The organism is Arthrobacter sp. UYCu723, from assembly GCF_054059215.1.
On the sequence record NZ_JBSSBW010000001.1, the window covers coordinates 152422 to 176659 of the forward strand.

General features: G+C 67.4%; 27 protein-coding genes and 1 pseudogene. 10 read left to right on the forward strand and 18 right to left on the reverse strand.

What is annotated here, in order from left to right; all coding sequences use genetic code 11:
- Positions 1 to 19: 19 nt before the first annotated feature.
- The 5 genes from ACVWZ8_RS00695 to ACVWZ8_RS00715 all read right to left on the reverse strand — a co-directional run bounded on the left by ACVWZ8_RS00695 (position 20) and on the right by ACVWZ8_RS00715 (position 4506).
- The gene (locus tag ACVWZ8_RS00695; protein WP_456503469.1) at positions 20 to 535 is read right to left on the reverse strand and encodes a molybdenum cofactor biosynthesis protein MoaE; all 516 of its coding nucleotides are present in this window, start codon (positions 533 to 535) and stop codon (positions 20 to 22) included.
- The gene (locus tag ACVWZ8_RS00700) at positions 525 to 1037 is read right to left on the reverse strand and encodes a MogA/MoaB family molybdenum cofactor biosynthesis protein (RefSeq protein WP_426976782.1); all 513 of its coding nucleotides are present in this window, start codon (positions 1035 to 1037) and stop codon (positions 525 to 527) included. The genes ACVWZ8_RS00695 and ACVWZ8_RS00700 overlap by 11 nt, the downstream gene beginning before the upstream one ends.
- Positions 1034 to 1585, reverse strand: a complete 552-nt coding sequence (gene moaC / locus ACVWZ8_RS00705) for a cyclic pyranopterin monophosphate synthase MoaC (RefSeq protein WP_456503470.1) — start codon at positions 1583 to 1585, stop codon at positions 1034 to 1036. The genes ACVWZ8_RS00700 and moaC overlap by 4 nt, the downstream gene beginning before the upstream one ends.
- Entirely contained in the window at positions 1573 to 2796 is a 1224-nt protein-coding gene (locus ACVWZ8_RS00710) for a molybdopterin molybdotransferase MoeA (protein ID WP_456503471.1), read from the reverse strand. The genes moaC and ACVWZ8_RS00710 overlap by 13 nt, the downstream gene beginning before the upstream one ends.
- A gap of 84 nt (positions 2797 to 2880) precedes the next feature.
- Complete coding sequence (locus ACVWZ8_RS00715) at positions 2881 to 4506, reverse strand: molybdopterin-dependent oxidoreductase (RefSeq protein WP_456505885.1); 1626 nt, start codon at positions 4504 to 4506, stop codon at positions 2881 to 2883.
- 237 nt (positions 4507 to 4743) lie between these two features.
- On the opposite strand from ACVWZ8_RS00715, the gene moaA reads away from it, so the two are divergent.
- Complete coding sequence (gene moaA, locus ACVWZ8_RS00720) at positions 4744 to 5898, forward strand: GTP 3',8-cyclase MoaA (protein WP_456503472.1); 1155 nt, start codon at positions 4744 to 4746, stop codon at positions 5896 to 5898.
- Positions 5899 to 5905: 7 nt separating this feature from the next.
- A complete protein-coding gene (locus ACVWZ8_RS00725) occupies positions 5906 to 6172 on the forward strand; it encodes a MoaD/ThiS family protein (protein ID WP_456503473.1) in 267 nt (88 codons plus the stop codon).
- On the opposite strand, the gene ACVWZ8_RS00730 is transcribed toward ACVWZ8_RS00725, so the two are convergent.
- From ACVWZ8_RS00730 to ACVWZ8_RS00760, 7 genes are all read right to left on the reverse strand, one after another.
- The gene (locus ACVWZ8_RS00730; protein ID WP_456503474.1) at positions 6169 to 6636 is read right to left on the reverse strand and encodes a DUF1579 domain-containing protein; all 468 of its coding nucleotides are present in this window, start codon (positions 6634 to 6636) and stop codon (positions 6169 to 6171) included. The genes ACVWZ8_RS00725 and ACVWZ8_RS00730 overlap by 4 nt on opposite strands.
- 111 nt (positions 6637 to 6747) lie before the next feature.
- Entirely contained in the window at positions 6748 to 8091 is a 1344-nt protein-coding gene (locus ACVWZ8_RS00735; RefSeq protein ID WP_426976772.1) for a M16 family metallopeptidase, read from the reverse strand.
- A gap of 103 nt (positions 8092 to 8194) precedes the next feature.
- Entirely contained in the window at positions 8195 to 10444 is a 2250-nt protein-coding gene (locus ACVWZ8_RS00740; RefSeq protein WP_456503475.1) for a polyribonucleotide nucleotidyltransferase, read from the reverse strand.
- Between the two features lie 247 nt (positions 10445 to 10691).
- Entirely contained in the window at positions 10692 to 10961 is a 270-nt protein-coding gene (gene rpsO, locus ACVWZ8_RS00745; protein WP_354244612.1) for a 30S ribosomal protein S15, read from the reverse strand.
- A gap of 139 nt (positions 10962 to 11100) precedes the next feature.
- Positions 11101 to 12396, reverse strand: coding sequence for a kynureninase (locus ACVWZ8_RS00750; protein ID WP_456505886.1), 1296 nt, complete (start codon positions 12394 to 12396; stop codon positions 11101 to 11103).
- A 35-nt stretch (positions 12397 to 12431) separates the two neighbouring features.
- The gene (gene kynA, locus ACVWZ8_RS00755; RefSeq protein ID WP_426976768.1) at positions 12432 to 13286 is read right to left on the reverse strand and encodes a tryptophan 2,3-dioxygenase; all 855 of its coding nucleotides are present in this window, start codon (positions 13284 to 13286) and stop codon (positions 12432 to 12434) included.
- Between the two features lie 88 nt (positions 13287 to 13374).
- On the reverse strand, positions 13375 to 14394 hold the full coding sequence (locus ACVWZ8_RS00760) for a bifunctional riboflavin kinase/FAD synthetase (RefSeq protein WP_426976767.1): 1020 nt from the start codon (positions 14392 to 14394) through the stop codon (positions 13375 to 13377).
- A gap of 262 nt (positions 14395 to 14656) precedes the next feature.
- On the opposite strand from ACVWZ8_RS00760, the gene ACVWZ8_RS00765 reads away from it, so the two are divergent.
- The 4 genes from ACVWZ8_RS00765 (at position 14657) to ACVWZ8_RS00780 (ending at position 17574) form a co-directional block, all read left to right on the forward strand.
- Complete coding sequence (locus ACVWZ8_RS00765) at positions 14657 to 15046, forward strand: hypothetical protein (RefSeq protein ID WP_456503476.1); 390 nt, start codon at positions 14657 to 14659, stop codon at positions 15044 to 15046.
- 570 nt (positions 15047 to 15616) lie between these two features.
- A complete protein-coding gene (locus ACVWZ8_RS00770) occupies positions 15617 to 16063 on the forward strand; it encodes a hypothetical protein (RefSeq protein ID WP_456503477.1) in 447 nt (148 codons plus the stop codon).
- A 325-nt stretch (positions 16064 to 16388) separates the two neighbouring features.
- Positions 16389 to 16988, forward strand: a complete 600-nt coding sequence (locus ACVWZ8_RS00775) for an NUDIX domain-containing protein (protein ID WP_456503478.1) — start codon at positions 16389 to 16391, stop codon at positions 16986 to 16988.
- A 52-nt stretch (positions 16989 to 17040) separates the two neighbouring features.
- Positions 17041 to 17574 carry a VOC family protein gene (locus ACVWZ8_RS00780; RefSeq protein ID WP_456503479.1) on the forward strand — a complete coding sequence of 178 codons (534 nt, stop codon included), beginning with the start codon at positions 17041 to 17043 and terminating at the stop codon, positions 17572 to 17574.
- Here ACVWZ8_RS00780 and ACVWZ8_RS00785 read toward each other — a convergent pair.
- The 3 genes from ACVWZ8_RS00785 to truB all read right to left on the reverse strand — a co-directional run bounded on the left by ACVWZ8_RS00785 (position 17531) and on the right by truB (position 19372).
- The gene (locus ACVWZ8_RS00785; protein ID WP_456505887.1) at positions 17531 to 17932 is read right to left on the reverse strand and encodes a hypothetical protein; all 402 of its coding nucleotides are present in this window, start codon (positions 17930 to 17932) and stop codon (positions 17531 to 17533) included. The genes ACVWZ8_RS00780 and ACVWZ8_RS00785 overlap by 44 nt on opposite strands.
- Before the next feature lie 88 nt (positions 17933 to 18020).
- Entirely contained in the window at positions 18021 to 18374 is a 354-nt protein-coding gene (locus ACVWZ8_RS00790) for a hypothetical protein (RefSeq protein WP_426976758.1), read from the reverse strand.
- Entirely contained in the window at positions 18374 to 19372 is a 999-nt protein-coding gene (gene truB, locus ACVWZ8_RS00795) for a tRNA pseudouridine(55) synthase TruB (protein ID WP_456503480.1), read from the reverse strand. The genes ACVWZ8_RS00790 and truB overlap by 1 nt, the downstream gene beginning before the upstream one ends.
- Positions 19373 to 19478: 106 nt before the next feature.
- Here truB and ACVWZ8_RS00800 point away from each other — a divergent pair, with 106 nt between their 5' ends.
- The gene (locus tag ACVWZ8_RS00800) at positions 19479 to 20636 is read left to right on the forward strand and encodes a pyridoxal phosphate-dependent aminotransferase (RefSeq protein ID WP_456503481.1); all 1158 of its coding nucleotides are present in this window, start codon (positions 19479 to 19481) and stop codon (positions 20634 to 20636) included.
- 164 nt (positions 20637 to 20800) lie between these two features.
- The gene (locus tag ACVWZ8_RS00805) at positions 20801 to 21010 is read left to right on the forward strand and encodes a hypothetical protein (RefSeq protein WP_426976754.1); all 210 of its coding nucleotides are present in this window, start codon (positions 20801 to 20803) and stop codon (positions 21008 to 21010) included.
- 127 nt (positions 21011 to 21137) lie between these two features.
- Here ACVWZ8_RS00805 and trxA read toward each other — a convergent pair whose 3' ends face one another.
- Together trxA and ACVWZ8_RS00815 are read right to left on the reverse strand one after the other, a co-directional pair.
- Entirely contained in the window at positions 21138 to 21560 is a 423-nt protein-coding gene (gene trxA / locus ACVWZ8_RS00810; RefSeq protein ID WP_426976752.1) for a thioredoxin, read from the reverse strand.
- 125 nt (positions 21561 to 21685) lie between these two features.
- Positions 21686 to 22171 carry a nucleoside deaminase gene (locus ACVWZ8_RS00815; RefSeq protein WP_426976750.1) on the reverse strand — a complete coding sequence of 162 codons (486 nt, stop codon included), beginning with the start codon at positions 22169 to 22171 and terminating at the stop codon, positions 21686 to 21688.
- 189 nt (positions 22172 to 22360) lie between these two features.
- On the opposite strand from ACVWZ8_RS00815, the pseudogene ACVWZ8_RS00820 reads away from it, so the two are divergent.
- Together ACVWZ8_RS00820 and ACVWZ8_RS00825 are read left to right on the forward strand one after the other, a co-directional pair.
- Positions 22361 to 23008 (forward strand): annotated as a pseudogene (locus ACVWZ8_RS00820) (ScyD/ScyE family protein); the annotation flags it as partial.
- 118 nt (positions 23009 to 23126) lie between these two features.
- Positions 23127 to 23534 (forward strand): ScyD/ScyE family protein, encoded by a 408-nt coding sequence (locus ACVWZ8_RS00825; RefSeq protein ID WP_456503482.1) that lies wholly within the window; start codon positions 23127 to 23129, stop codon positions 23532 to 23534.
- Between the two features lie 94 nt (positions 23535 to 23628).
- On the opposite strand, the gene rbfA is transcribed toward ACVWZ8_RS00825, so the two are convergent.
- The gene (gene rbfA / locus ACVWZ8_RS00830) at positions 23629 to 24138 is read right to left on the reverse strand and encodes a 30S ribosome-binding factor RbfA (RefSeq protein WP_426976746.1); all 510 of its coding nucleotides are present in this window, start codon (positions 24136 to 24138) and stop codon (positions 23629 to 23631) included.
- Positions 24139 to 24238: the final 100 nt, after the last annotated feature.

The window sequence follows — 24238 nt, forward strand, 5'->3', positions numbered from 1 at the left end:
CCGCCCGCGCCGTCTGGCGCTACTCGCCCGCGCCGACCCACTCGACCGTGCCGTCGGTGAAGAACTGTTCCTTCCAGATGGGGACCTGCGCCTTGATCCGGTCCACGAGCTCCGAGCAGACCGCGAAGGCCTGGCCGCGGTGTGCGGCCGAGACGGCACAGACCAGCGCCGGGTCGCCGATCTCCAGCATGCCGATCCGGTGCGCCGCCCAGATCCGCACCGGTTGGCCCTGCCCCGGCTGGCCCTGCCCCGGCTGGTCTTGCCCGGAGGCGGGTTCACCGCCGGGTCCGCCGGCACTCGACTGCTCGGCGACGAGGGCCGCAACGACGTCGGCCATCACCTGGTGCGCCGTCGGGTGCGCGCTGTATCTGAGCCGTTGGACGGGTTTGCCGCCGTCGTGGTTCCGGACGACGCCGCTGAAGCTGACGACGGCCCCGGCGGTGTCCGATTCGACTGCGGCGATGGCTTGGTCCACGGAGATCGGTTCGTCGCTGAGGACGGCGTGGACGATTTCAAATCCTGTGTCAGTGCCCATGGCTGCCTTCCAGCTGGTCGCAGAGATGTCCGAGAATGGGATCCAGCACGCTCAGGCCGTCCATGACGCCCTTCGGGGATCCGGGGAGATTGACGATGAAGGTCTGTCCGGCTGCCCCCGCGTGTCCCCGGCTCAGCATAGCCATGGGCGTCTTGGCCGTTCCCGCGCTCCGGATGCCTTCCATGATGCCCGGAATCTCGCGGTCCAGGAGGGGCAGGGTCTGTTCCGGGGTGGCGTCGGTGGCGCTGAGGCCCGTGCCGCCGCTCGTGATGATGACGGCAGGCTGCTGGGTGAGGAGGGCGCGGAGGGCGGCGCCCACCGGCTCCCCGTCCGGCACCACGAGCGGGGGGAACGGCTCGAAGCCGTGTTCGGTGAGCCAGTCGATGATGACGGGACCGGTGAGGTCGTCATAGACGCCGGCCGCGGCCCGCGTCGAGGCAATCACGACGCCGGCCTTCCGCCCGGTCGCTTCGCCGTGACGGTGGGGTTCGGGCATGCTCATATGGTCCAGTCCCCGCTCTTGCCGCCGCTTTTGGCCAGCACTTTGATGTCGTTCAGGACCGCGTGCTTGTCCACGGCCTTGATCATGTCGTAGAGGCTGAGCGCGGCCACCGAGGCAGCGGTCAGTGCTTCCATCTCGACGCCGGTGACGCCGAGGGTCTTGACGGTGGCGAACACGGTGATGGAGGCGGTGTCCAGTTCGAAGTCGACGGTGACTTTGGCGATCGGCAGCGGATGGCACAGCGGGATGAGTTCGGGGGTCTTTTTGGCCGCCATGATGCCGGCGATGCGGGCGACGGCCAGGGCGTCGCCCTTGGGCAGGTCACCGTCGCCGAGGAGGGTCAGGACCTCGGCCGTGCTGTTGACCGTGGCGGTGGCCGTGGCCTCCCGCGTTGACTCGGCCTTGTTGGACACATCGACCATTTGGGCGGTGCCGTCCTGGCGCAGGTGGGTCAGGACCGGTTTTCTGGCTTCATCGGTAACGGCGTCCGCGTTAACAGCTGCCGGGTTTCCCGGTGTGGGGATTTCTGCATCGTTCACAGCATCCATACTTCCACCTCTGCGCCTTCGGCGAGCGCAGCAATTCCTTCGGGGACGTGGATGAGGGCGTTCGAGTGTGCCAGGGCGCTGACCAGGTGCGAGCCTGCGCCGCCTTCGAGGCGGACTGTGCAGTCCGGCTGGAGTGTGCCGCGCCGGACCTGGTGCTTGCCCGGCGGGGACGTCACGGCTTCGGCCAGCCGCGCCCGGACCTTGGGACGCGGGGCGGGCGAGCCGAACAGGGCGCCGAGGACGGGGCGCAGGAACATTTCGAAGGAGATGAGGCAGCTCACCGGGTTCCCCGGGAACCCGAGGACGGGGACGCCGTCGAACGTTCCGATCCCCTGCGGGCCGCCCGGCTGCATGGCGACTCCGAGGAACTCGACGTCGTGCCCGTCCATCGCCAGCCGGACCACCTCGTAGGCGCCCTTGCTGACGCCGCCGGTGGTGACGATCAGGTCCACGTCCGGGGTGTGCCGGCGCAGCAGTGCGGCGAGCTCCTCGGGGCGGTCCGTGGAGATGCCGGTTCTGGTCACCGCCAGGCCCGCCTGACGCATGGCTGATTCGAGCAGGGTTCCGTTGGAGTCGTAAATCTTGCCGGGCCCGAGCGGACTGCCGGGTTCCACGACTTCGTCGCCGGTGGTGACGAGGAGGATCCGCAGGGCGCGGTAGACCGCCACTTCGGTGAGCCCGAGCGCGGCCAGCAGTCCCAGCTGTCCCGGTCCCAGGTACGTCCCGGCGGCGAGCGCCAGCTCCCCGGTGCGGATGTCGCTGCCGGCGTCGCGGACAAAATTCCCGGCCGGGGCAGCGGGCAGGGTGACCGTGGCCGGCTCTCCGGGCGCGGGAAAGGAGTCCGGCACCGCCTGCTCAATCGGCACGACGGCGTCCGCTCCCGGCGGCATCATGGCTCCGGTCATGATCGGGGCGGCCGTGCCCGGGGCGAGTCCGTCCGGAGCGGCACCGGCGGGGATGGGCGCCACGACGCGCAGCTCGGTGCCGCCGTCGGGTACGTCCGCGCTGCGGATGGCGAAGCCGTCCATCTGCGAGTTCGCGAAGGGCGGCAGGTCCACCGGCGCCACGATGTCCGCCGCGAGTCCCCGTCCGAGGGCCGCGAGCAGCGGGAGCCGTTCAATCCGGTCCGGTGTGCGGAGCTGGGCCAGCAGCCGGCGGACCGCCTCGCGGTGCGCTTCCACGCTGACGCGCAGTGTCTGGGTGCGGTGCATACGTTTTCTTGACCCCTCGTGATGACCCTTTGTCGTGGCTCTATGCCTGGACGCTGATTGCCGGAACAGTGGTTGCCGGGCCCGCTACGACTTCACGTCAACTGTAACCGTGTGAAAGCCGGTGGCCCCGCTGGGCGCCACGGCGGCGCGGTCCTCCACTTGCGCGACGCCGTTGAAGTCCGTGGCCCGGACCTGCACCTCGTACTGCCCCGGGGTCAGCGGCAGGGCCAGCTTCCACTGGTACCAGGTGTCCTTGGAGATCCCGGGCGCCAGCTCGGCCTGCTGCCAGTCACCGCGGTTGACCCGGAGCTCCACCTTGCCGATACCGGTGTGCTGGGCCCAGGCAACGCCGCCGAATGCCACCGTCCCGGCGGCGACGGAGCGTCCGCCCCGGGGAACGTCGATGCGGGAGGAGATCTTGACAGGGCCGCGCTCGCTCCAGCCCCGGGGCGTCCAATAGGCAACATCGTCCGCGAAGCGTGTCACCTTCAGCTCGGTGACCCATTTCGTCGCCGAGACGTAGCCGTAGAGGCCGGGAACAATGAGCCGGGCCGGGAATCCGTGCTCCAACGGGAGCGGTTCACCGTTCATGCCGACAGCCAGCAGCGCATCCCTGCTGTCCATGAGTACTTCCAGCGGGGTGCCGGCGGTCCAGCCGTCGGTGCTGCGGGACAGCACCATGTCTGCACCGGGTTTGGGTCCGGCCAGGGCCAGCAGATCCCGGACCGGCCAGCCCAGCCAGCGGGCGTTTCCGATCAGGTCCCCGCCCACTTCATTGGAGACGCAGGCGATGGTCACGTGCCGTTCGATCAGGGGCTTGGCCAGCAGGGCCGCGAAGTCCAGTGAGATCTCGCGCTCCACGAGGCCGGTGACCTTCAGGGTCCACTGGCCCGGGTCCACCACCGGGACGCGCAGTGCGGTGTCAATCCGGTAGAAGTCCTTGTTCGGGGTCACCAGCGGGCCGATGCCGTCCAGCCCCAGCTCGGCACCGGCCGGGATCGGCGGCACGGGCGACGCGGGCGCCGGGAGCACGAGTTTGCTGCGCAGTTCGCTGACGGCAGCTGCGGCTCCCCTCAGCGTGGCGGCGAGCACCCCGCCAAGAGCTGCGACGGCGGCCGTTCCGCCGAGCGCCTGCAGGAAGCGGCGGCGGGCCGGGCTGTACGGCGTCGGGCTCTGTGCCGGGCTCCCCGGTGTCCGGCTCGTCGTCGCGGCCTCCGGCGTCCGGCTCTGCGTCGGGGCGTCGGGTGTCCGGCCTTCCACAGCCGGGCCGGCCACAAGGCCGGCTTCAGCCTGCCACTCCCCCAGCCGCCGGACCAGCCAGCGCATCAGCCCGATGCCTACCGCCGCGGCCAGCAGCGGGACGGGGATCGCGTTGGCGGTCACGTCGGCCCGCCCCAGTACGGCGACGACGCCCACGGCTCCAAAAACCGCAATGACGGCCACCCCGGCGAAGCGGCGGCGGAGCTCAAGGACCCCGGACAGGGCAGCAAGCGTCGCGATGGCCAGGGCCATGCCGCCCAGCAGCGCGACCTTGTCGGCTGTGCCGAAGAGCGAAATGGCCCAGTCCTTGACGCCCGGAGGGACCACATCGATCACGGCGCCGCCGACGGCCGTCACGGGCGAGATGGAGGGACTCAGGAGACCGGCGGCGGCTTCCCCCAGGACAACCCCGCTGCCCACAGCAGCCACTCCGGCTGCGGCTGCCCACATGATGGCCGGCCGGTCCGGTTTTCGCCGGTTTCCGGAAACCGCTGCTGCCGGCGCACTCTGGAAGGTCTTCACCCTTCCAGCATAGGGTCGCAACCCGCCCGGGGCACGGGCCATGTCACGCCCCCGGGGGCCGGTACAGCGGCTCGGCGTGGCATGGCCGGTCCAGCCGGAGAAAATCCGCACGATCCGTGGCTCAACGGGCGTGATGCTTGCCCTGAGGTGGCGTAGCCTGACTTTATGAGTGTTCAGCTTGGCATGCCCCAGCCACGTGAAGGAACCGGCTCCGTCGGAGGTGTTTCCGGCGCGGGCCCTGCCGGAACCCCGTCGCTGCCCGGACGCCCGGCCGGGATGCCTGCCGGCCTCGTGGACCGATACGGCCGCCGTGCCACGGACATGCGGCTTTCCCTGACGGACAAATGCAATCTGCGCTGCACCTACTGCATGCCGGCCGAAGGCCTGGAGTGGCTGTCCAAGCAGGCCGTGATGTCCGCGGAGGAAATTGTCCGGATCGTGCGGATCGGCGTTGACACGCTGGGCGTGCGCGAACTTCGGCTGACAGGCGGCGAACCGCTGGTCCGGGCCGACCTGCTGGACATCATTTCGGCGCTCCGCCAGGCCCACCCCGAGCTGCCGATCTCCATGACCACAAATGCCGTGGGCCTGGACAAAAAGGCCGCCGGGCTCAAGGCCGCCGGGCTCTCCCGGATCAACGTCTCGCTGGACTCGCTGCACGAGGAGACCTTTACCAAGCTGACCCGGCGCCCCTTCCTGAACAAAGTCCTGGCCGGCGTGGACGCCGCCTGGGCCGCCGGGCTGGGTCCCGTGAAACTCAATGCCGTGCTGATGCGGGGCATCAACGACGTCGAGTCCCCGGCCCTGCTGGCCTGGGCGCTGGACCGCGGCTACGAGCTGCGCTTCATCGAGCAGATGCCGCTCGACGCCGACCACGGCTGGACCCGCCGGAACATGATCACGGCCGCTGAGATCCGTGAGCTGCTCTCCGTGCACTATGTGCTCAGCGCCGATCCACGGGACCGCGACGGCGCCCCGGCCGAACGCTTCGAGGTCCGGGCCCGCGTGCCCGGAACGGCCGAGGCGACCGGCCCCGTGCTGGGAACCGTGGGAATCATCGCCTCCGTGACCGAGCCCTTCTGCTCCGATTGCCGCCGCACCCGCATCACCGCCGAGGGCAAGATCATGAGCTGCCTGTTCTCCCGCGAGGAAGTCGACCTGCTGGGGCTGCTCCGCGAGGGCGCCAGCGACGAACAACTTGCCGAACGCTGGCAGGACGCCATGTGGATCAAGCCCAAGGCCCACGGTATGGACCACGTCGGACTGGACGCTCCGGACTTCGTCCAGCCGGATCGCAGCATGAGCGCCATCGGAGGCTGAACCACCTGTGAACGTACGTTACTTCGCTGCCGCGCGCGCCGCCGCCGGCGTGGACGAGGAACTCTTTGACCTGTCCGGCGGCGACACCCTCGCGACCCTGCTCGACGCCATCCTCGCCGTCGAGCGCCCGGAACCCCCGGCCGGGACCCCGCCGCTGGCCCGAATCCTGTCCCGGAGCAGCTTCCTGCTCAACGAGGTTGCCGTGCGGAACCGTGCCACGGCACTCAAGCCGGCCGACGTCGTCGATGTGCTGCCGCCCTTCGCCGGCGGTTAGGCGGCCACGCGTCGGCAGATCGAGGTCATGAACGGGGTGAACTCGATTGCTTTGCCCAGCCGGAGTCCGGCGCTGTGCGTCAGCACGCCGTCGTCCACCCGAAAGGTATGCCGCGCGGTGCCGCGGTCGCTGCGCCGCTCCATGGTGAGGACACCCTCTTGCCAGCTGGCGCGCGCGGGCGGCTCCGGGGGCAGTCCGCCGCTGTTCACGTGGTACCAGAGGGTGTCCGGTCGGTCGGGGTCCATGGTGAAGACGCCGTGGCCCTCGGAGCGGCTGCCGTCGGCCTCCGTGTGCCGGTAACTCTGGGTGACGGCCAGGCCGGCTGCCGCCCGGGCGAAGGTCAATTCAATGGCCGCTGTCCGGGCCGGCCCCCAGGGCGTGGCCTCCCACTGCGTGGTGCCGGTCCAATGCCCCAGGAACGCCTCAAGCGCCTCGTGTGCACTGCCTGGCAGCGGCCGGTCCATGTTTTCCTTCCAGGGGTCCTCCCGAGTGACCCCGCCCCCATCATCACGCGGTGCCGCCTGTGCTGTCTAGGTCCCGGGCGAGCTTGGTCCCGGGCGAGCCGGAGCCGCAGCTCAGAGGCCGAAGGTCTCGGTTTCCTCGAAGGGTCCCACCACGGTGACGGTCCGCGGGGCGGCCGCCAGCTCACGGGCCAGCTCCTGGACCTCGGCCGCGGTCACGGCCTTGATCTGGCGCAGCGTCTCGTCGATGTCCTGGTATTCGCCGGACACCAGTTCGGCGCGGCCCAGCCGGGACATCCGGGAGCCGGTGTCCTCGAGGGCCAGCACGATTCCGCCGCAGAGCTGACCGACGGCCTTGCGGAGCTCCTCGTCGGAGATGCCGCCCTCGGCCAGCTTGTCCAGTTCGGCGCCGAGGAGCTCGAGGACCTGACGGACCTTCGACGGCGTGCAGCCGGCATACATGCCGAAGTAGCCGGCGTCGGCGTAGGAGGAGGCGAAGGAGTAGGTCGAGTAGACCAGCCCGCGCTTCTCCCGCACTTCCTGGAACAGCCGGGAGGACATGCCGCCGCCGAGCACCGCGTTGAGTACGCTCATGACGAAGCGGCGCTCGTCGGTCGCGACGATCGTGGGGCAGCCCATGATGATGTTGGCCTGCTCGACGGGACGCTTGACCACGTGCAGCCCGGCGGTTCCGGCGATGTCGGCGCGCTGCGTGGGGCGGCGCTGGACCGGAGCGGCATCCGGCTCAAGGCTCCAGCCGGCGGCATGCAGGGCATCCACCACAAGGCCGCAGACGACGTCGTGGTCCAGTCCCCCGGCCGCGGTGATGACGAGTTCGTCGGGGCGGTAGTAGCGGCGGTAGTGGTCCCAGACCGAGTCGCGGGCGACGGCCCGGATGGCGTCCGGGGTGCCGCCGATCGGGCGGCCGAGCGGGTGGGTTCCCAGCACGGCGGCGACGAAGTTCTCGTGCGCGACGTCGGTGGGGTCGTCGCTGTCCATCGCGATTTCCTCGAGGATGACGTCCCGTTCCTGCTCCATCTCCTGCGCGTCCAGGACCGCACCGGTGATCATGTCCGCGATGACGTCGATCGCCATGGGAAGGTCGGTGTCCAGCACCCGGGCAAAGTAGCAGGTGCTTTCCTTCGCGGTGGCGGCGTTTGATTCCCCGCCGACCTCGTCGAAGGCTGAGGCGATCTCCAGGGCGGTGCGGCGCTTGGTGCCCTTGAAGAGGAGGTGCTCCAGGAAGTGCGTGGAGCCGTGCTGGCCGGGAGCCTCGTCGCGGGAGCCGACTCCGACCCAGAAACCGATGGTGGCCGAGCGCTGGCCGGGCATAGCTTCAGTGAGCACGCGGACTCCGCCGGGCAGGACCGAGCGGCGCACTTCGGAACCGCCGTCGGCTCCATGGATCAGGGTGTCGGCATGCTGATTCTGCTCAAGCGGCAGGGGTACGACAGTCATCAAGGCCTTTCAGTAAACATGTGCCAAATCTGCCTGCAATCCTACCTGTAACGGCAGCGGGGCCGGTGGATGATCCACCGGCCCCGCTGTTTGGTGCAGAAGACTACTCTGCGGACTCCTCGGAGACCTCGGCGTTGTCGGCGTTCTCGGAGCCTGCCCCGTCTGCCACTACGGGAGACAGGGAGAGCTTGCCGCGGTCGTCGATCTTGGTGATTTCCACCTGGATCTTCTGGCCCACGGAGACGACGTCGTCGACGTTGTCCACGCGCTTGCCGCCGGCGATCTTGCGCAGCTCGGAGATGTGCAGCAGGCCGTCCTTGCCCGGAGTCAGGGAAACGAAGGCGCCGAAGGTCGTGGTCTTGACGACCGTGCCCAGGTAACGCTCGCCGATTTCCGGAATCTGCGGGTTTGCGATGGCGTTGATCGCGGACCGTGCTGCGTCGGCAGACGGGCCGTTCGTGGCGCCGATGTAGACCGTGCCGTCATCCTCGATCGAGATGTCGGCTCCGGTGTCTTCCTGGATCTGGTTGATCATCTTGCCCTTCGGCCCGATGACCTCGCCGATCTTGTCTACCGGGATCTTGACCGCGATGACGCGCGGCGCGAACTCGGAGAGCTCGTCCGGGGTGTCGATCGCGGAGTTCAGGACATCCAGGATGTGCAGGCGGGCTTCGCGGGCCTGCTTCAGGGCAGCGGCCAGGACGGAGGCCGGGATGCCGTCGAGCTTGGTGTCCAGCTGGATCGCCGTGACGAACTCGGAGGTACCGGCAACCTTGAAGTCCATGTCACCGAAGGCATCTTCGGCGCCGAGGATATCGGTCAGGGCGGCGTAACGGGTCTGGCCGTCAACCTGGTCGGAAACCAGGCCCATGGCGATACCGGCAACGGCGGCCTTCAGCGGCACACCCGCGTTGAGCAGGGACAGCGTGGAGGCGCAGACGGAACCCATCGACGTCGAACCGTTGGAGCTGAGCGCCTCAGACACCTGGCGGATGGCGTAGGGGAATTCCTCGCGGGACGGCAGCACCGGCATGATGGCGCGCTCTGCAAGGGCACCGTGGCCGATTTCGCGGCGCTTCGGGGAACCGACGCGGCCGGTCTCGCCGGTGGAGTACGGCGGGAAGTTGTAGTTGTGCATGTAGCGCTTGCGCGTCACGGGAGACAGCGAGTCGATCTGCTGTTCCATCTTGAGCATGTTCAGCGTGGTGACACCCATGATCTGGGTCTCGCCGCGCTCGAAGATGGCCGAGCCGTGCACGCGGGGCAGGACCTCTACCTCGGCGGTGAGCTGGCGGATGTCCGTCAGGCCACGGCCGTCGATGCGGATCTGGTCCTTCAGGATGCGCTGGCGCACAACCTGCTTGGTGACCGAGCGGAAGGCTGCGGACAGCTCCTTCTCACGGCCTTCGAACTGGCCGGCCAGGGAGGAGGTGACCTCGTCCTTGAGCTCGTCGGAGGCGGTGTCGCGTTCCTGCTTGTCGGCGATCTGGAAGACGGCGGCCAGCTTCTCGGCGCCGGCGGCTTCCACAGCGGCGTAAACGTCGTCCTGGTAGTCCAGGAAGACCGGGAACTCGACGGTCGGCTTGGCGGCGCGGGCTGCCAGGTCGGACTGTGCTTCGCAAAGGGCCTTGATGAACGGCTTGGCAGCCTCGAGGCCTTCGGAGACAACCTCTTCGGTCGGGGCGGTGGCGCCCTGTTCCTTGATGAGGTTCCAGGAGTTGTCGGTGGCTTCGGCTTCAACCATCATGATGGCCACGTCGTCACCGGCGATTCGGCCGGCTACGACCATGTTGAAGACGGCGTTCTCCAGCTGGGAGTGCTTCGGGAACGCAACCCACTGCGAGCCGTTCTCATCGGCGACGAGGGCAACGCGGACGCCGCCGATCGGGCCGGAGAAGGGCAGGCCGGAGAGCTGGGTGGACATCGAGGACGCGTTGATCGCGACCACGTCGTAAAGCTCGTCGGGGTTGATGGAGAGCACGGTGACGACGATCTGGACCTCGTTGCGCAGGCCCTTGACGAAGGCGGGGCGCAGCGGGCGGTCCATGAGGCGGCAGGCCAGGATGGCTTCCGTGGAGGGGCGGCCTTCGCGGCGGAAGAACGAGCCCGGGATGCGGCCGGCGGCGTACATACGCTCTTCGACGTCAACGGTCAGCGGGAAGAAGTCGAAACCTTCACGCGGGTGCTTGCCGGCGGTGGTGGCGGACAGCAGCGCGGTCTCTTCATCGAGGTAGACCATCGCTGCGCCGGCTGCCTGCTTGGCAAGGCGGCCGGTTTCAAAGCGGATTACACGCTTGCCGAAGCGGCCATTATCAATGACTGCTTCTGAGAACTGGATTTCGGGACCCTCCATAGAGAGTCACCTCCGTTTCATGGTTCACGGAGCCCAGCCGCATCAACCCAGTCCAGCATCTGTCTACTGGCCTGCACTGCACCCGGTCATCGATCGAGACCCACGGGCCGGGCAACACTTCCTTGAAGCCGTTCCCGGGGATCACTACCGAGGACCGCGAATGCGTGATGCGGTTGATCCTCCTGTTGAGTTTTGTTTGAAGAAGGCGGCCCTTTCCGTCACGGAAGGGGCCGCCCCTTAAAGCTGACTAGCGGCGCAGGCCGAGACGCTCGATGAGCGCACGGTAGCGGGTGATGTCAGTGTTCTTGAGGTAGGTCAGCATGCGCTTGCGACGACCAACCATGGCCAGCAGACCGCGCTGGGTGTGGTAATCGTGCTTGTGCACCTTCATGTGCTCAGTGAGATCCTTGATCCGCTGAGTCAGGACTGCAACCTGGACCTCCGGCGAACCGGTGTCGGCCTCGGACGTTGCGAAATCCTTGATGATGGACTGCTTTACAGCGGCTTCAAGTGCCACGATAACTCCTAGAGATGTGCCGTGAGGCCCGAAACAGTAACTCACTGCCGGGGGTGCCGCGCGGATCGCCGTTCTGAAACAGAGGGTTTTCCGTACACAACAAGAACCAGCCGCCACGGACTGCAGCCGGATCCAACGTTTAGTTTACCGGCACGCCGCTAATCTTGTCGAAACGGCTGCCCGCACCGCTCTCCAGCCGTTCGCGGATGGCGGCCACGCCGCGGTACAACTCGGTGAAGGAAGTGCTGAGCGGGGACAGCCCGATCCGGATGCCCTGCGGAGCCCGGAAATCCGGGATGACGTCCTGCTCCCACAGCGCCGCGGTCATCTTCCGGAACGCGGGGTGGTCCACCGTGATGTGGCTCCCGCGCAGTTCCGGATCCCGCGGCGTCGAGAGTTCAACGCCCGCCGGGGCGAGCCAGGCGTCGTGGAGTTCGACGGCGAACGCGGTCAGCTTCCGCGATTTCTCCCGCACGGCTGCCATCCCGACTTCCTCGAGCAGGTCAAGCGTCCCGCGCATGGCGAGCATCCCGAAGATGGCCGGGGTGCCGCTGAGGAAGCCCCGGATGCCGGCGGCGGCCTCATAGCCGGGGCCCATTTCAAAGGCGTCCTTGCGTCCCATCCAGCCCCAGATCGGCTGCTGCAGGCCGGGCAGGTGCCGGGCGTTGACGTAGGCGAACGCAGGCGAGCCCGGTCCCCCGTTCAGGTACTTGTACGTGCAGCCGGCGGCGAAATCGACGTCGGCCGCGTCCAGGCCGATCTCCACCGAGCCGGCGGAGTGGCACAGGTCCCACACGACGAGCGCGCCGGCGTCGTGCACGGCAGCGGTGATCCCCGGCAGATCTGCGAGGAACCCGGAGCGGTAGGCGATCTGGCTCAGGACCACGACGGCGGTGGCCGGCCCGGTGGCGGCCCGCACGTGCTCGACTGTCACACCGGAGGCAGGATCGGCGTCGATCCAGCGCAGCGTCAGTCCCTCTTCGCGGGCGATGCCCTCGACGAGGTAGCGGTCGGTGGGGAAATTGTCCGTGTCCAGCACGATTTCGGTCCGCGCAGGGTCCCTCACGGCGGCCAGCGCGGCGCGGATCAACTTGTACAGCACCACTGTGGTGGAGTCGGCGATGATGGTCTGCCCCGGCGCGGCGCCCAGGACGGCCCGTCCGAGCTGGTCGCCGATGGCCTGCGGGAGCTCCATCCATTCCTCGTCCCAGCCGCGGATCAGCCGGCCGCCCCAGCTCTCCTGGATGAAGCTGCCGACATCCGTGACGGTGCGTTTGAGCGGGCGGCCGAGGGAGTTGCCGTCGAGGTAGGACAGCTCCTTGTCCGTGCCGATGAAGTGCCCGCGGTAGGCGGCCAGCGGGTCGGCAGCGTCAAGTTCCTGGGCGCGCTGCCGCATGGCGTCCCGCGAAGCGCTTGCCGCGGGGCTTGCTGCCATTTCAGTGCCGGAGTCTTCGGGTGTTGTGCCGGTGCTCATTGGCCGATCTCCGTCCGGACGGCGAAGAGCTCGGGGAAGAAGGTCAGCTCAAGAGCCTTCTGCAGGAAGGCGGCTCCGCTGGAGCCGCCGGTGCCTGACTTCATGCCAATGGTGCGCTGGACAGTGCGCAGGTGGCGGAAGCGCCAGAGCTGGAAATTGTCCTCCAGATCCACGAGTTCCTCGCAGGCTTCGTAGGCGCCCCAGTTGCCAGCCGCGTTCTCGTAGATGTACTTGAACACCGGGACCAGTTCGGGGCAGAACTCGTGGGCCTTCGTGACGTCGCGCTCGAGCAAGGATGCCGGGACGTCGAAGCCCTGGCGTTTGAGGTAGGCCAGGAAGTCGTCGTAGATGCTGGGGGCTTCGAGGAGCTCCAGCAGCATCGCGTGGGCCTCCGGATCGGATTCGAACACCGGCAGCATCTTGCGGTTCTTGTTGCCGAGCAGGAACTCGACCGCGCGGTACTGGCTCGACTGGAACCCGGAGGAGTTGCCCAGGAAGCCGCGGAATTGCGAGTACTCGGTGGGAGTGAGGGTGGCCAGCACGGACCATTGCTCGGTCAGCGTCTTCTGGATGTGCTTGACCCGGGCGATCGCCTTCAGGGCCGAGCCGAGGTCGTCGGCGCGGAGCCAGTCGGCGGCGCTGTGGAGCTCATGCAGGACCAGTTTCAGCCACAGTTCCGTGGTCTGGTGCTGGATGATGAACAGCATCTCGTCGTGGTGCTCCGGGGCGCTGACGGGCTGCTGGGCGCTCAGCAGCGTGGGCAGCTGCAGATAGGACGCATAGCTCATCCGGGAGCTGAAGTCGCGGACAATATCCTTGTCCAGCTCCCTCGTATTCTTATCAAGGGTCACTTCTCTTGCCTTCCTTGCCAAATGGCTGTGAATCATTCCGCGAATCGACACGGGGACCCAGTAGTGGACCGCCGGTGCGCCAGCTGAATCAGTGGTGCGGTTGGTGCGCAGATTGGGTGGGCGGTCGGTGCGCAAACAGGATGTCGTGGGCCTGGACCACGTCCAAACGCATCTGGTCCACCAACGCTTCAGGGCCACGGTACGCCACCATGCCGCGCAGTCTGGCGACAAATTCCACCACTACTGTCTGGTCGTACAGATCGAAGTCCTCCGGAGCCTCGTCCGGACGGTCGATCACGTGAGCTTCCACCTGACGGCTGACGCCGTCGAAGGTGGGGTTGGAGCCGACCGAGATGGCGGCCGGCCAGCGGGTGCCGGCCTGGTCCACAAGCCAACCGGCGTAGATGCCGTCCGCGGGGATGTAGCCGCTCGAGCTGGAGGCGAGGTTGGCGGTGGGGAATCCGAGGTTGCGGCCGCGGGCGGCGCCGTGCACGACTTCGCCGCGCATCCGGTGCGGACGGCCGAGGACGGCGGCGGCGGTGGCGACGTCGCCCTCGCGCAGGGCCTCGCGGACCCAGGTGGAGGAGCAGCGGCGGTCCTTGCCGGCGTCGTCGTGAATGGGGAAACCCTCGGAACCGAACTCGCTGATGACCAGCACCTCGAAGCCGAGCTTCTTCCCGAGTTCCTGCATCGTGTGCAGGTCCCCGGAGTTGCCGCGGCCGAAGCGGGCATCGTGGCCGATTACCACGTGGCTGGCCCGGAGGCTGTCGACGAGAACTGTGGAGACGAATTCCTCCGGTGTGAGGCTGGCCAGCTCGAGTGAGTACTTCATCACCAGCACGGCATCGAGGCCCAGCTCGCCGAGGGCCGCCAACTTGTCCTCCAGCCCCATGATCAGTTCCGGCGCGGACTCCGGCCGGTGCACCTGCGCGGGGTGCGGATCGAAGGTGATGGCGACGGCGCGGGCGTGGTTCAACCGGGCAATCCGGATGAGCTGGGAGAGCACCTGCTGGTGGCCGCGGTGCACGCCGTCGAAGTTGCCGAACGTGACAACGGAAGGACCGAAGTCCGCCGGGACTTCGGACGGATCGTTCCAGATGTGGACCATCAACCTCGCCTTTTTGCTGCCTGCCATGAGCTCTTCCGGACCACGGTGCCGGCTCCGGAACTCTCTAAGATTACCCGCAATCGCCGCAGGCCCCGGACGGCCCGGCCGGCCCTCCCGAAGCTGTCTTCCGCGCTGGTAGGGTCATTCCATCGATGCCGGAGAACACCGGCTGCACGCATTGTTGGGGGACATTATTTTGGGACACATCCGCACTTCACAACGCCTTGCCGCTGCGTGTCTGATTCTCGCGGCTGGAGCGTCAATGAGCGGTTGCGGCGGTCAGGCCTCCGCAGCCGCTCCAGCTGCCGCAGGTGCCACTGGCGCCGCGAGTGCCGCATCGCCGGCGCCGGCTTCAGCGCCGGCGACTGTCGTCGGCGGCTATGAGGGCTGGTGGAACGCCACGCCCGCTTCGGGCGACACGCCGGGGCTGCCCCAGGAAAACGTGGCGGTCAACACCCGGACGAACACCGTGGTGGATGCCTTCAACCGGAAGATCAACGAGGCCGGCCGCCCGACTCACGTCTCGGACGTTCCGTACACGGTTGTAGCTGACCCCTCTTGGCCAGCCGATTCCGTGATCATCATCGACACCGCGACGAACAAGGTCATCGAGAGCTTCCGCGTGGACGTCAACGGAATTCCCCTGCGCTAGCCTGCATCGGCCTCCGGCGGTCCGTCAGCTACCCGGCGCAGGCACGTTCCGTCGTCGGGCGTTCGGAGGCTTCCGGCGCGTCCCGCGGCGACTGCCAGCTGCTCGAGCCAGGCCTCCAGGTCCCGGGGACGGCGGAATAAGATCACGGGCATCTCGGGATCCGGGGAAATGGCGGTGTGCCACACTGATCCGATGCCTGAATTCACCATCCTTGCCGAGAGAGACCTCCCGGACCGCGAAGTACTGGCGTAGTACGAATCAGTGGGCTGGTCCGCCTACACCCGGGAACCTGAGGTGCTCACCTCGGCCATCCGGAATTCCTCCTACATTGTGACCGCCCGGAATGCCTGCAGTGAACTTGTGGATCTGGCCCGTGCGATCTCCGACGACGCGACTATCTGCTACCTGCACTGGGACTCACCGAAGGCGCAGAGTTCCGCCCGGAACCGGTGCGGGTCATCGCCCGGTTCCGGTAGTCGCTGTGGCTGTCCCAACTGAATCTCCGCGGCCGGGACCGACAACTCCGTTTCCCCTGTAGACCGCCTGCACTCAGCCAGCTAGGTTCGGGGTATGCGGACGCCAATGCTGACGGTTCTGGGACTACTGGCCTCCACCCTGACGGCTGGCTGCAGCCTATTGCCCGGCGCAGCCACCGACACATGTGTCGATTGGATCCGCTTTGAGTCACCGCAGCAGCAGTTCGACGACGCGACCCTGGTGGTCATCGGGAAACCCATCCGCACGGACGGGGAAACCAAAATCTACGGCTACCGGGCACGGATCCATCTGGTGGAAGTAGAGGCTGTTCTCAAAGGCGACCCGGCGGCCGGACCACTCCGCATCGCCTCAACACCCGTAACCTGCGGCCAGTCCTATCCGGACGGCGATCCGCTCGACGGGAATCAACGGATGCTGATCTATGCCCGCAATCAGGACGGTGGATGGTTCACGCAGACCCCTGCCCAAGGTGCTGTGCCGTTCGAAAGCGGCACACCGCTCCCCTTCAGGACAGGCTGAGCCCTACAGGGGGCCGGCGCCCTTCAGGACAAGCTGGGCAGACTGTGGGGCGCCGAGCCCGGGCCCGTGGCCGGCCTGGCGGCAGACCCCGACGCCTTCCCGCACCTCCCGGCACTTCCTCCGTTGTCCAGCCCGGGTCGCTCGCAGGCAGGGTGACTGCACCGTCCGGGGCTACTTTGAGCCCCCAAACGGGCGATCACCGGTTAGTACGCGGCGAGTCCGTGTCAAAGTGCCCCCGTTGAGCACCTGCGGGCGGCGCCGCACCCGGCAACCGAACATGGCCCTCGACGTCCGGCACTGACCCAGACCGTGGCAAGCTGTAGGGATGGATAGCACCTTCGTCCCGCAACCCGGGGAACCGTTCGCAGGGCCACTGTCCGGCGAACCCCGCCGGCCGCTCGGTGCCCGCGATCCGGGCGACGCATGGGTCGACGGCGGCCGCGGCAAGTTCTGGGGGCGCTTCGGCTCGGCCGGGCTCCTTGTTCACGACGCCGCCAAGGGAGTTCTGCTCCAGCACCGCGCCCTGTGGAGCGACCAGGGCGGAACCTGGGGACTCCCCGGCGGCGCCCTGCACCAGGGGGAAGAGGCCATCCACGGGGCGTTGCGGGAGGCCCAGGAAGAAGCCGCCGTCCCGCCCGGCCACGTCCGCGTCCTCTTCACCTCGGTATTCGACATCGGGTACTGGAGCTACACCACCGTCGCGGTGCAGGTTATTGAACTGTTTGAGCCAGCCATCAGCGACCCCGAAAGTCTGGAGCTCCAGTGGGTCCCGGTAGACCAGGTCCGCGACAAGGAACTGCACCCGGGTTTTGCCGCAGCCTGGCCGGCACTGCGCCGCCGGCTTCTGGGCATGGAGACCGGTGTGGAGACTGGGATGGAAACCGGCATGGAGACTGAGTCGGCCACAGGCACCGAAGCGCACTGACAATTCACCGGCAGCCATTCCCCGACGGCCGGTGAGGTCCTACAGTTCGAGCATGAACAGCGTCGAGCGAATCCCACCCCCTGTCCGGCAGCTACGCCTCGTCGTCGAGACAGAAGACTACGAGGCCGCGGTGACGTTCTACCGGGACGTTCTCGGGCTGGTCGAACGCGAGGTCATCCAAGGCGAAGGGGATGCCCGCATCACCATCCTGGAAGCGGGCCGGGCCATGCTGGAGCTCTCAAATCCGGCCCAGGTCAGGATGATCGATCAGGTCGAGGCCGACGGCCAGCCGAGTGCGAAGCTCCGGGTCGCGTTTGAAGTCGAGGACTCGCAAACCGCCACCCGGGATCTCGTGGCCGCCGGGGGAACCCTGATCGCGGAGCCGCGCGAAACGCCGTGGCGGTCCCTGAACTCCCGGCTCACCGCGCCGACGGGCTGCAGATCACGCTGTTCCAGGAGCTGGACCCGGCGGCGGAACCAAGCGGCCCGGAATAAAGCGGCCCGGACCCGGGCGGCAACCCCGGCTAAGCAACTAAAACGCGTCAGGCCTGCTTCGGGGCCGGACGACGGCGGTACAGCCAGATAAGGCCCAGGACGGGCAGCACCAGCGGAATGAAGGCGTAGCCGCGGCCGAACAGGGACCAGACGGTCTCGTGCGGGAAGTTCACGGAGTCGAACACGCTGAGCGCCCCGACCACCAGCACTCCGATCAGCTCCACCAACACAGCCCAGACGGACACCTTGAACCACGTGCGGCCGGTCTTCGCGAGGGATACCGTGGCTACGACGTAGACGACGGCGGCGAAGGCAGACAGCAGGTAGGCCAGCGGCGCCTCGGAGAACTTCGTGAGGATCTGGTAGCCGGCCCGGGCAGTCGCCGAAAGGGCAAACACCGCGTAAACGGCGATCAACAGCCGGCCGGGACCGGTATTCCGGGTGTCCAACGCCGCCGCCGCGGATTCTGTCGCAGTGGTGTGCGCCCCGGTTTCCTGGTGCGAAGGTTTTGCCGTCACGTTTCTTGCCTCTTCCAAGTCAGTACCAGATCTGGTTCATACGTGCCGCCATCACGAGTGCTGTGACGCCGACGGCCGCCAGGACAAAGTTGCTCCAGCGCGTGCGCTCCAGGATGGACCAGTACACCGCGCCGACGGGCAGCATCAGGGCAGTCAGCAGGTAGCCCCAGAACTCCCAGGGCTCCCCCGCAATCCGCTCTCCACCCGCGACCCGGACGATTGAGCCGACCAGGTACACCAGCAGGGACAGCTCGACGGCGGCCACGGACAGGATCGTCGTGTCGTTCGGAGCCTTCTTGAGGATGCCGGCGGTGAGGCAGATGACGCTGGAGATCAGCCCGACCGCCAGGATAATGTAAAAATACGCGTCCACTACTGCCCGGCCTGCTGGGATGGGGCCTGCCGTGCTGCCGTCTGCTGCCCTGGGCCCTGCTGTTCCGGAGCCGCTTGCGTGGCGGCGCGCTTCTCGTTGTCCGGGGCGAAGACGAGCACGGGCTTGGCGTAACTTCCCGCGTCGGCCAGCAGTGCCACGAGGGTGCCGTCCGGGGCGAAGGCCGCGGCCGGCTTGTCCGCCGTCGCGGCTTCGGGGGTACCGGAGGCCGCTCCGGCGGCGATCCTCCGGCCGAAGGAAATCTCGGTGGTTTCCTCGTCGCTGAGTTCACGGTTCGGCATCAGTGCCCGCGCGGCCCGGGACATTTCCAGCACGTCCAGTTGTTCAGCCAGCTGCTCGAGGGTGTGCGCCTGGTCAAGCGTGTACGGACCCACCTGGGTCCTTCGCAGCGCCGTGAGGTGGCCGCCGACGCCGAGCGCGTTGCCCAGGTCGCGGGCGAGGGCCCGGATGTAGGTGCCGGAGGAACATTCAACCGTGACGTCCACGTCCAGCGCCTCGCCGTCGCGCGCCGGGCGGACCTCGTGGATGTCGAAGCGGTGGATGGTGACCGGACGGGCGGCCAGTTTGACCTCCTCGCCGGAACGGACCCGGGCGTAGGCGCGTTCGCCGTTCACCTTGATGGCGCTGACGCTGCTTGGAACCTGCTCGATCTCGCCAGTCAAGGCGGCAACGCCGGCCAGGACGGCCTCTTCGGTGACCGAGGCGGCACTGTGCGTGGCAGTGACCTCACCCTCGGCGTCGTCTGTCACGGTTGATTCGCCCAGCCGGATGGTCGCCGTATAGGTCTTGGAGGTGCCCACGATGTAGGTCAGCAGCCGGGTGGCTTTGTTGATGCCGATCACCAGGACGCCGGTGGCCATCGGGTCCAGGGTGCCGGCGTGGCCCACCTTTCGGGTACCGGCGAGCCGCCGCATCCGTCCAACCACATCGTGGCTGGTCCAGCCTTGCGGCTTGTCCACTATCACCAGTCCAGAAAGCACGCTTCCCAGTATATCTGCGCGCGGGGCCCGCCCCAGACGGCCAGCCCCGGCCGGGCACCCCGCCCACAGCCGTTCCGGGAACCCGCAGGCGGTTAGGATGGCAGACATGCCAGAGCTTGCCGCCCACGTCCGCGACGTCCCCATCAACCAGATCCGCGAGATCACCGAAGCTGCCTGGGGCACTCCCGGCGCCATCGTCCTGAGCATCGGCGAGCCGGGCTTCGCCCTCCCCCGCCACATCCTCGAGGCCGGCATGGCCTGCCTGGACCGTGACGAAACCAATTACACGCCCAACGCCGGCATCCCCGCACTGCGGGAGGCTTTTGCGGCGCGGTTCCGGGAACACAACGCGACGCCGGTCGGAGCGGACCGCGTCCATGTCGTCGCCGGCGCCCAGCAGGGACTCCACTTCGCCATGAGCCTGCTGCTCTCCCCCGGCGACGAAATCCTCATTCCCAACCCGGGTTATCCCACGTTCGCGATGACGAGCAGCCTGCTTCATGGAGTCCCCGTGCGCTACCCGCTGTATCCGGAGCACGAGTTCCAGCCGCGGATCGAGGACATCGAGGAGCTCATCACGACACGGACGAGGGTCCTGATCCTGAATTCGCCGTCCAACCCGTTGGGGGCTGTCCTGGGCGAGGAGCTCACGCGCAGCCTGGTAGAACTGGCCCGGCGCCACGATCTGTGGATCATCTCCGACGAATGCTACGAGGCGTTCACCTACGACGTCCCGCATGTGAGCGCTGCCCGCTTCGACAGCGACGTCCCGGGCGAAGCCCGCGTGTTCACCTCGCTGACACTGTCCAAGACCTACGGTCTGACGGGGCTGCGGATCGGGGCGCTGATCTGCCCGCCCGGTCTGGAGCAGAAGATGAACAACGTGATGGAGTCGATTGTCTCCTGTGTCGCCTCGCCATCGCAGTACGCGGCTCTCGCCGCGCTCACGGGCCCGCAGGACTACGTCAGCCATGCCCACGCCCACTACCGGGCCAACCGGGACGCCGCCTCGGCCGTCTTGGAGTCCAAGGGGATCCCGTTCCTCAAGGCTCAGGGGGCCTTCTACCTTTGGGCGGATGTGTCCCACGTCAGCGGCGGCGACGTCCGCTCCTGGGTCCGGCGTTTCCTGGCCGGCTCCGGGGTGTCCTTCGCCCCCGGCACTGCCTTCGGCCCGATCGGCGAGGGCTGGATCCGGATTGCGCTCTGCAGCAGCCTGGACGAACTCGTGGAAGGCCTCAGCCGGCTCCCGGCCCGGCAGGGCTGAAGACCGGAGGGGCTGAAGCGCGGCCCGGCAGGCCTCAACCGCCGCCCGACCCGGCAGGGCCGGCTGAAGGGCCCATAGACCCTACCGCCCCGGCGTCGTCGCCCTTAGCCTGAACCCAGGACGCAGGGCAGCCGGGTTACATGGTTCCGTCGGGGAGGTAAGGCATGTGGTGGCAGGACTTGCTTTGGGGCATCTGGAACGGGCTGACGGCGTGGATTGTGTTGATCGTCCATGTTTTTGGGCAGTGGGGCGAGTTCCCCTTCTACAACACCGCCCGCGCCGGAAACTGGTACGACTTCGGGTTCCTGCTAGGTATGGGTTCGCCCCTGCTGGGCGGCCTGGGTGCCCGCGGGGCCCGGGGCAGGCGCCGCTGAAGGAATCAACGCTGAAGGAATCAACGCTGAAGGAATCGCCGTCACTTTTCGGGAGGCACGTCGGGAGGCGTGTCCTCGTGAGGCGTCAAGAGCGGACGCTCAAGTGGGTTTCCAGGACAGTGCCCCGTCAAAGTGCCCCGTCAAGCCAGCTGCGGAGGGCAGCCGCCGTCGGAGCCCCCGTCTGCCGGGCCACGACTTTTCCGTCCCGGATCACGAGCATGGTGGGAATGGCCTGGACGTCGAAGCGGCGCGACAGCAGGGGCGACTTGTCGACGTCGACCTTGACGAGCTTGACCCGCCCGGCCCGTTCCTGGGCCAGTTTGTCCAGGACGGGGCTGACCATCCTGCACGGCCCGCACCACGCCGCCCAGAAGTCGATCAGGGCCGGTGTCGAGGACTGTTCGGCAATCACTCCGAAGTCCGGGTCGCTGGCCTCTACGATCCATGGAAGGTCCGTTCGGCAGTGGCCGCAACGCGGGTGTCCGGACGCCGCCGTCGGAATCCGGTTGGTTTTCCCGCAACGGGGACACTTGATCAGGCCCGAGACCACGGCCCGCCGCTGTTTTCCCGTGTACCCGCCGTCATGGTTCCATGTGACGCCACTGCGGAGACCCGGCCTAGAGTCAAAAGTCCCTCCGGCGGCGCCGGCGCCCTTCTCAAGGACACGCGCTTAGCTTAGTATTCGGTGCGGTCCGGGTTGTCGCGCCAGGCCTGGAAAGGCAGGTCCGACGCCTGAACGGCAGCTTGGCGCACCGGCATCAGTTCCGGGCGTGCCCCCTCGAAGTACTCATAGAAGAGGGCATCGTCGAAGCCGGCGGCGGCAGCAGCATTCCGGTCGGCCGCGAAGTACACCTGACCCACCCGGGCCCACAAGGCCGCAGCGAGGCAGAGCGGGCACGGCTCGCAACTGGCGTACAGTACGGCGCCGCTGAGGTCGAAGCTGGCAGTCGCGGAGGCGGCACTGCGGATGGCCACGACTTCGGCGTGGGCCGTCGGGTCATTGTCCCGGGTCACCCGGTTGACGCCGTCATAGGCCCGGCCGTCCGCGGTGACCACGACTGCTCCGAAGGGCCCGCCGCCGTCGGCCACATTGCGGACAGCGAGGCGGATTGCCTGGTTCAGGTACTCGCCGGTCTCGGCTGCTGTGCGGGGCGTATCCATGTTCCGATCATAGCCAGTGGCCTGCCTTCGGCCGCGGAGGATGACCTTCGGGACGTCGACTTTGCCGGCGCTACCGAATAAAATCCGCCCATAGGGCAGCTGCGTTTTCCGGCCGCCTGCCCGGCCTCATTGGGTGGTCGAAATGGTCTCAAAGCTGTGGATTGTTCATCACTCGCCTTGGAGCTCACCATGAGAAAACAATTCTCTTTGCTGGCTGCGGCCGCCACAGCGGTTCTCTTCATCGCTGCAGGTCCTGCGGCTGCTGAAGCGCCGGAACGGACCTCCGCAGGGAACGCCGCAGGCAACCCCGCGGGCGGCCCCGCAGGGAACACCGCCGTCCGGCTGACTGATGGCCTCGTGGGACCACTTCATGTCAGCGCCGGCCGCAACGGCTCAGTGACGGTCAGCGAGGAGTTCGCCAGCAGGCTGACCCGGATCGCCGCTGACGGCACGAAAAAGGTACTCTACGAAAACACCGAGTGGGATGTCGCCGGGAACACCCACCATGGTTCCGCCACCTACGTCCTTGAGAGCCAGGGGGCCGGACCCGAGGACCATCGGGATCTCGCCGCCCACGTGCGGATCATTGAGGACGACGGCGGCCAGCGCACCATCGGTGACTTCGCGGCACTGGAAAAGAAGGACAACGCCGACGGCGGTGCCCACTACGGCTTCCGCGATCTTCCCGCAGACTGTGTTTCGCAGCTCCCGCCGGAGCTTCCCGCCTCCTATACCGGCGAGGTGGACTCCCATCCCTATGGGATCGCAGTCTCCGATGGCACCGTCTACGCCGCCGATGCCGGGGCGAACACCGTGGTGTCGGTAGATCTTCGGTCCGGAAAGACGGAAACCGTCGCGGTACTGCCGCCACGTCCGTCCCGGATCTCGGCCGCTGTTGCGGCAGAGCTCGCACCTGCCGCCCTGTGTGGTGGGCCGGTCCTACGCCTTCGAGCCGGTGCCGACGGATGTCGCGGCCGGCCCGGACGGCCGGCTCTACGTGTCAACCCTGCCGGGCGGGCCGGAGAGCCCCGCCGCCGGAGCCCGCGGGGCCGTCTTCACAGTCGATCCGGAGCACGGGCACGTTAAGTTGCTGGCTGAAGGGATCATGTCCCCCACTGGGATTGCCGTGGACGAGAACGGCGATGTGTACCTTGCGTCCTTGTTCGGCGACGGAGTCCTCAAGCTGGACGGACACACTGGCAAGACCAGCGTGGTGCTGGCCGCGGGCTCGACGGCCGACGTCGATCTTCGTGGTTCAACGCTCTACGCCACCGTGTATGCGCTGCCGTCCGACCCCGCGCCCCCGAACGGGCAGGTCGCAACCTTGAAGCTGGGCCGGGATTCCCGCGATTCGGACGACTGATCCGGACACAGCAATGGCCGGACCCTCGCCGGGTCCGGCCATTTCATTGTGGTGTTAGAACACTGCGCTGTTTAGGAAGGTGCGGTGTTCGGGACTACGTGTTGCTGTCCTCGTCCAGATCGCTGTCCGGCCTGAGGTCGATGTCCTCTTCGTCGAAGTCGTCCTCGTCGAGCTCCACGTCCTCGGGAGTATCGCTCTTGTAGGGATCGGCGTCGCCGGCGTGGGTCGCGCTAGCGGCCAGCGCGGCCACTTCGGCGTCGCGCTTCTTGGCGGCCCGGAGCAGTTCCTCCAGGTTGGAGGCGTTGACCGGAATCTGGTCCGCCACGAACTCCAGGGTGGGGGTCAGCCGGACAGTGATGTTCCGTCCGACTTCCTGCCGGAGCACACCCTTGGCCTTCTCCAGCCCCTTGGCAGCCTCGGCCTGGACCAGCTCGTCACCAAACACCGTGTAGTAGATCGTGGCGTGCTGCAGATCGTTGGTCACGCGCGCATCCGTGACGGTAATGCCCTCAAGCCGCGGATCCTTGACCCTACGGCCCAGGGCCTCGGCAACAACAACCTTAATCCGCTGCGCCAATTTGGCAGCCCGTGCGGGATCAGCCATTTCCACTCCTAAAAATTTGGATGTACGACGGCGCGTTAACAACTGGCGTACACACGTTGGGTTTTTTGCCACGCGCCTAAGGCGAGTCTACGACGGACTC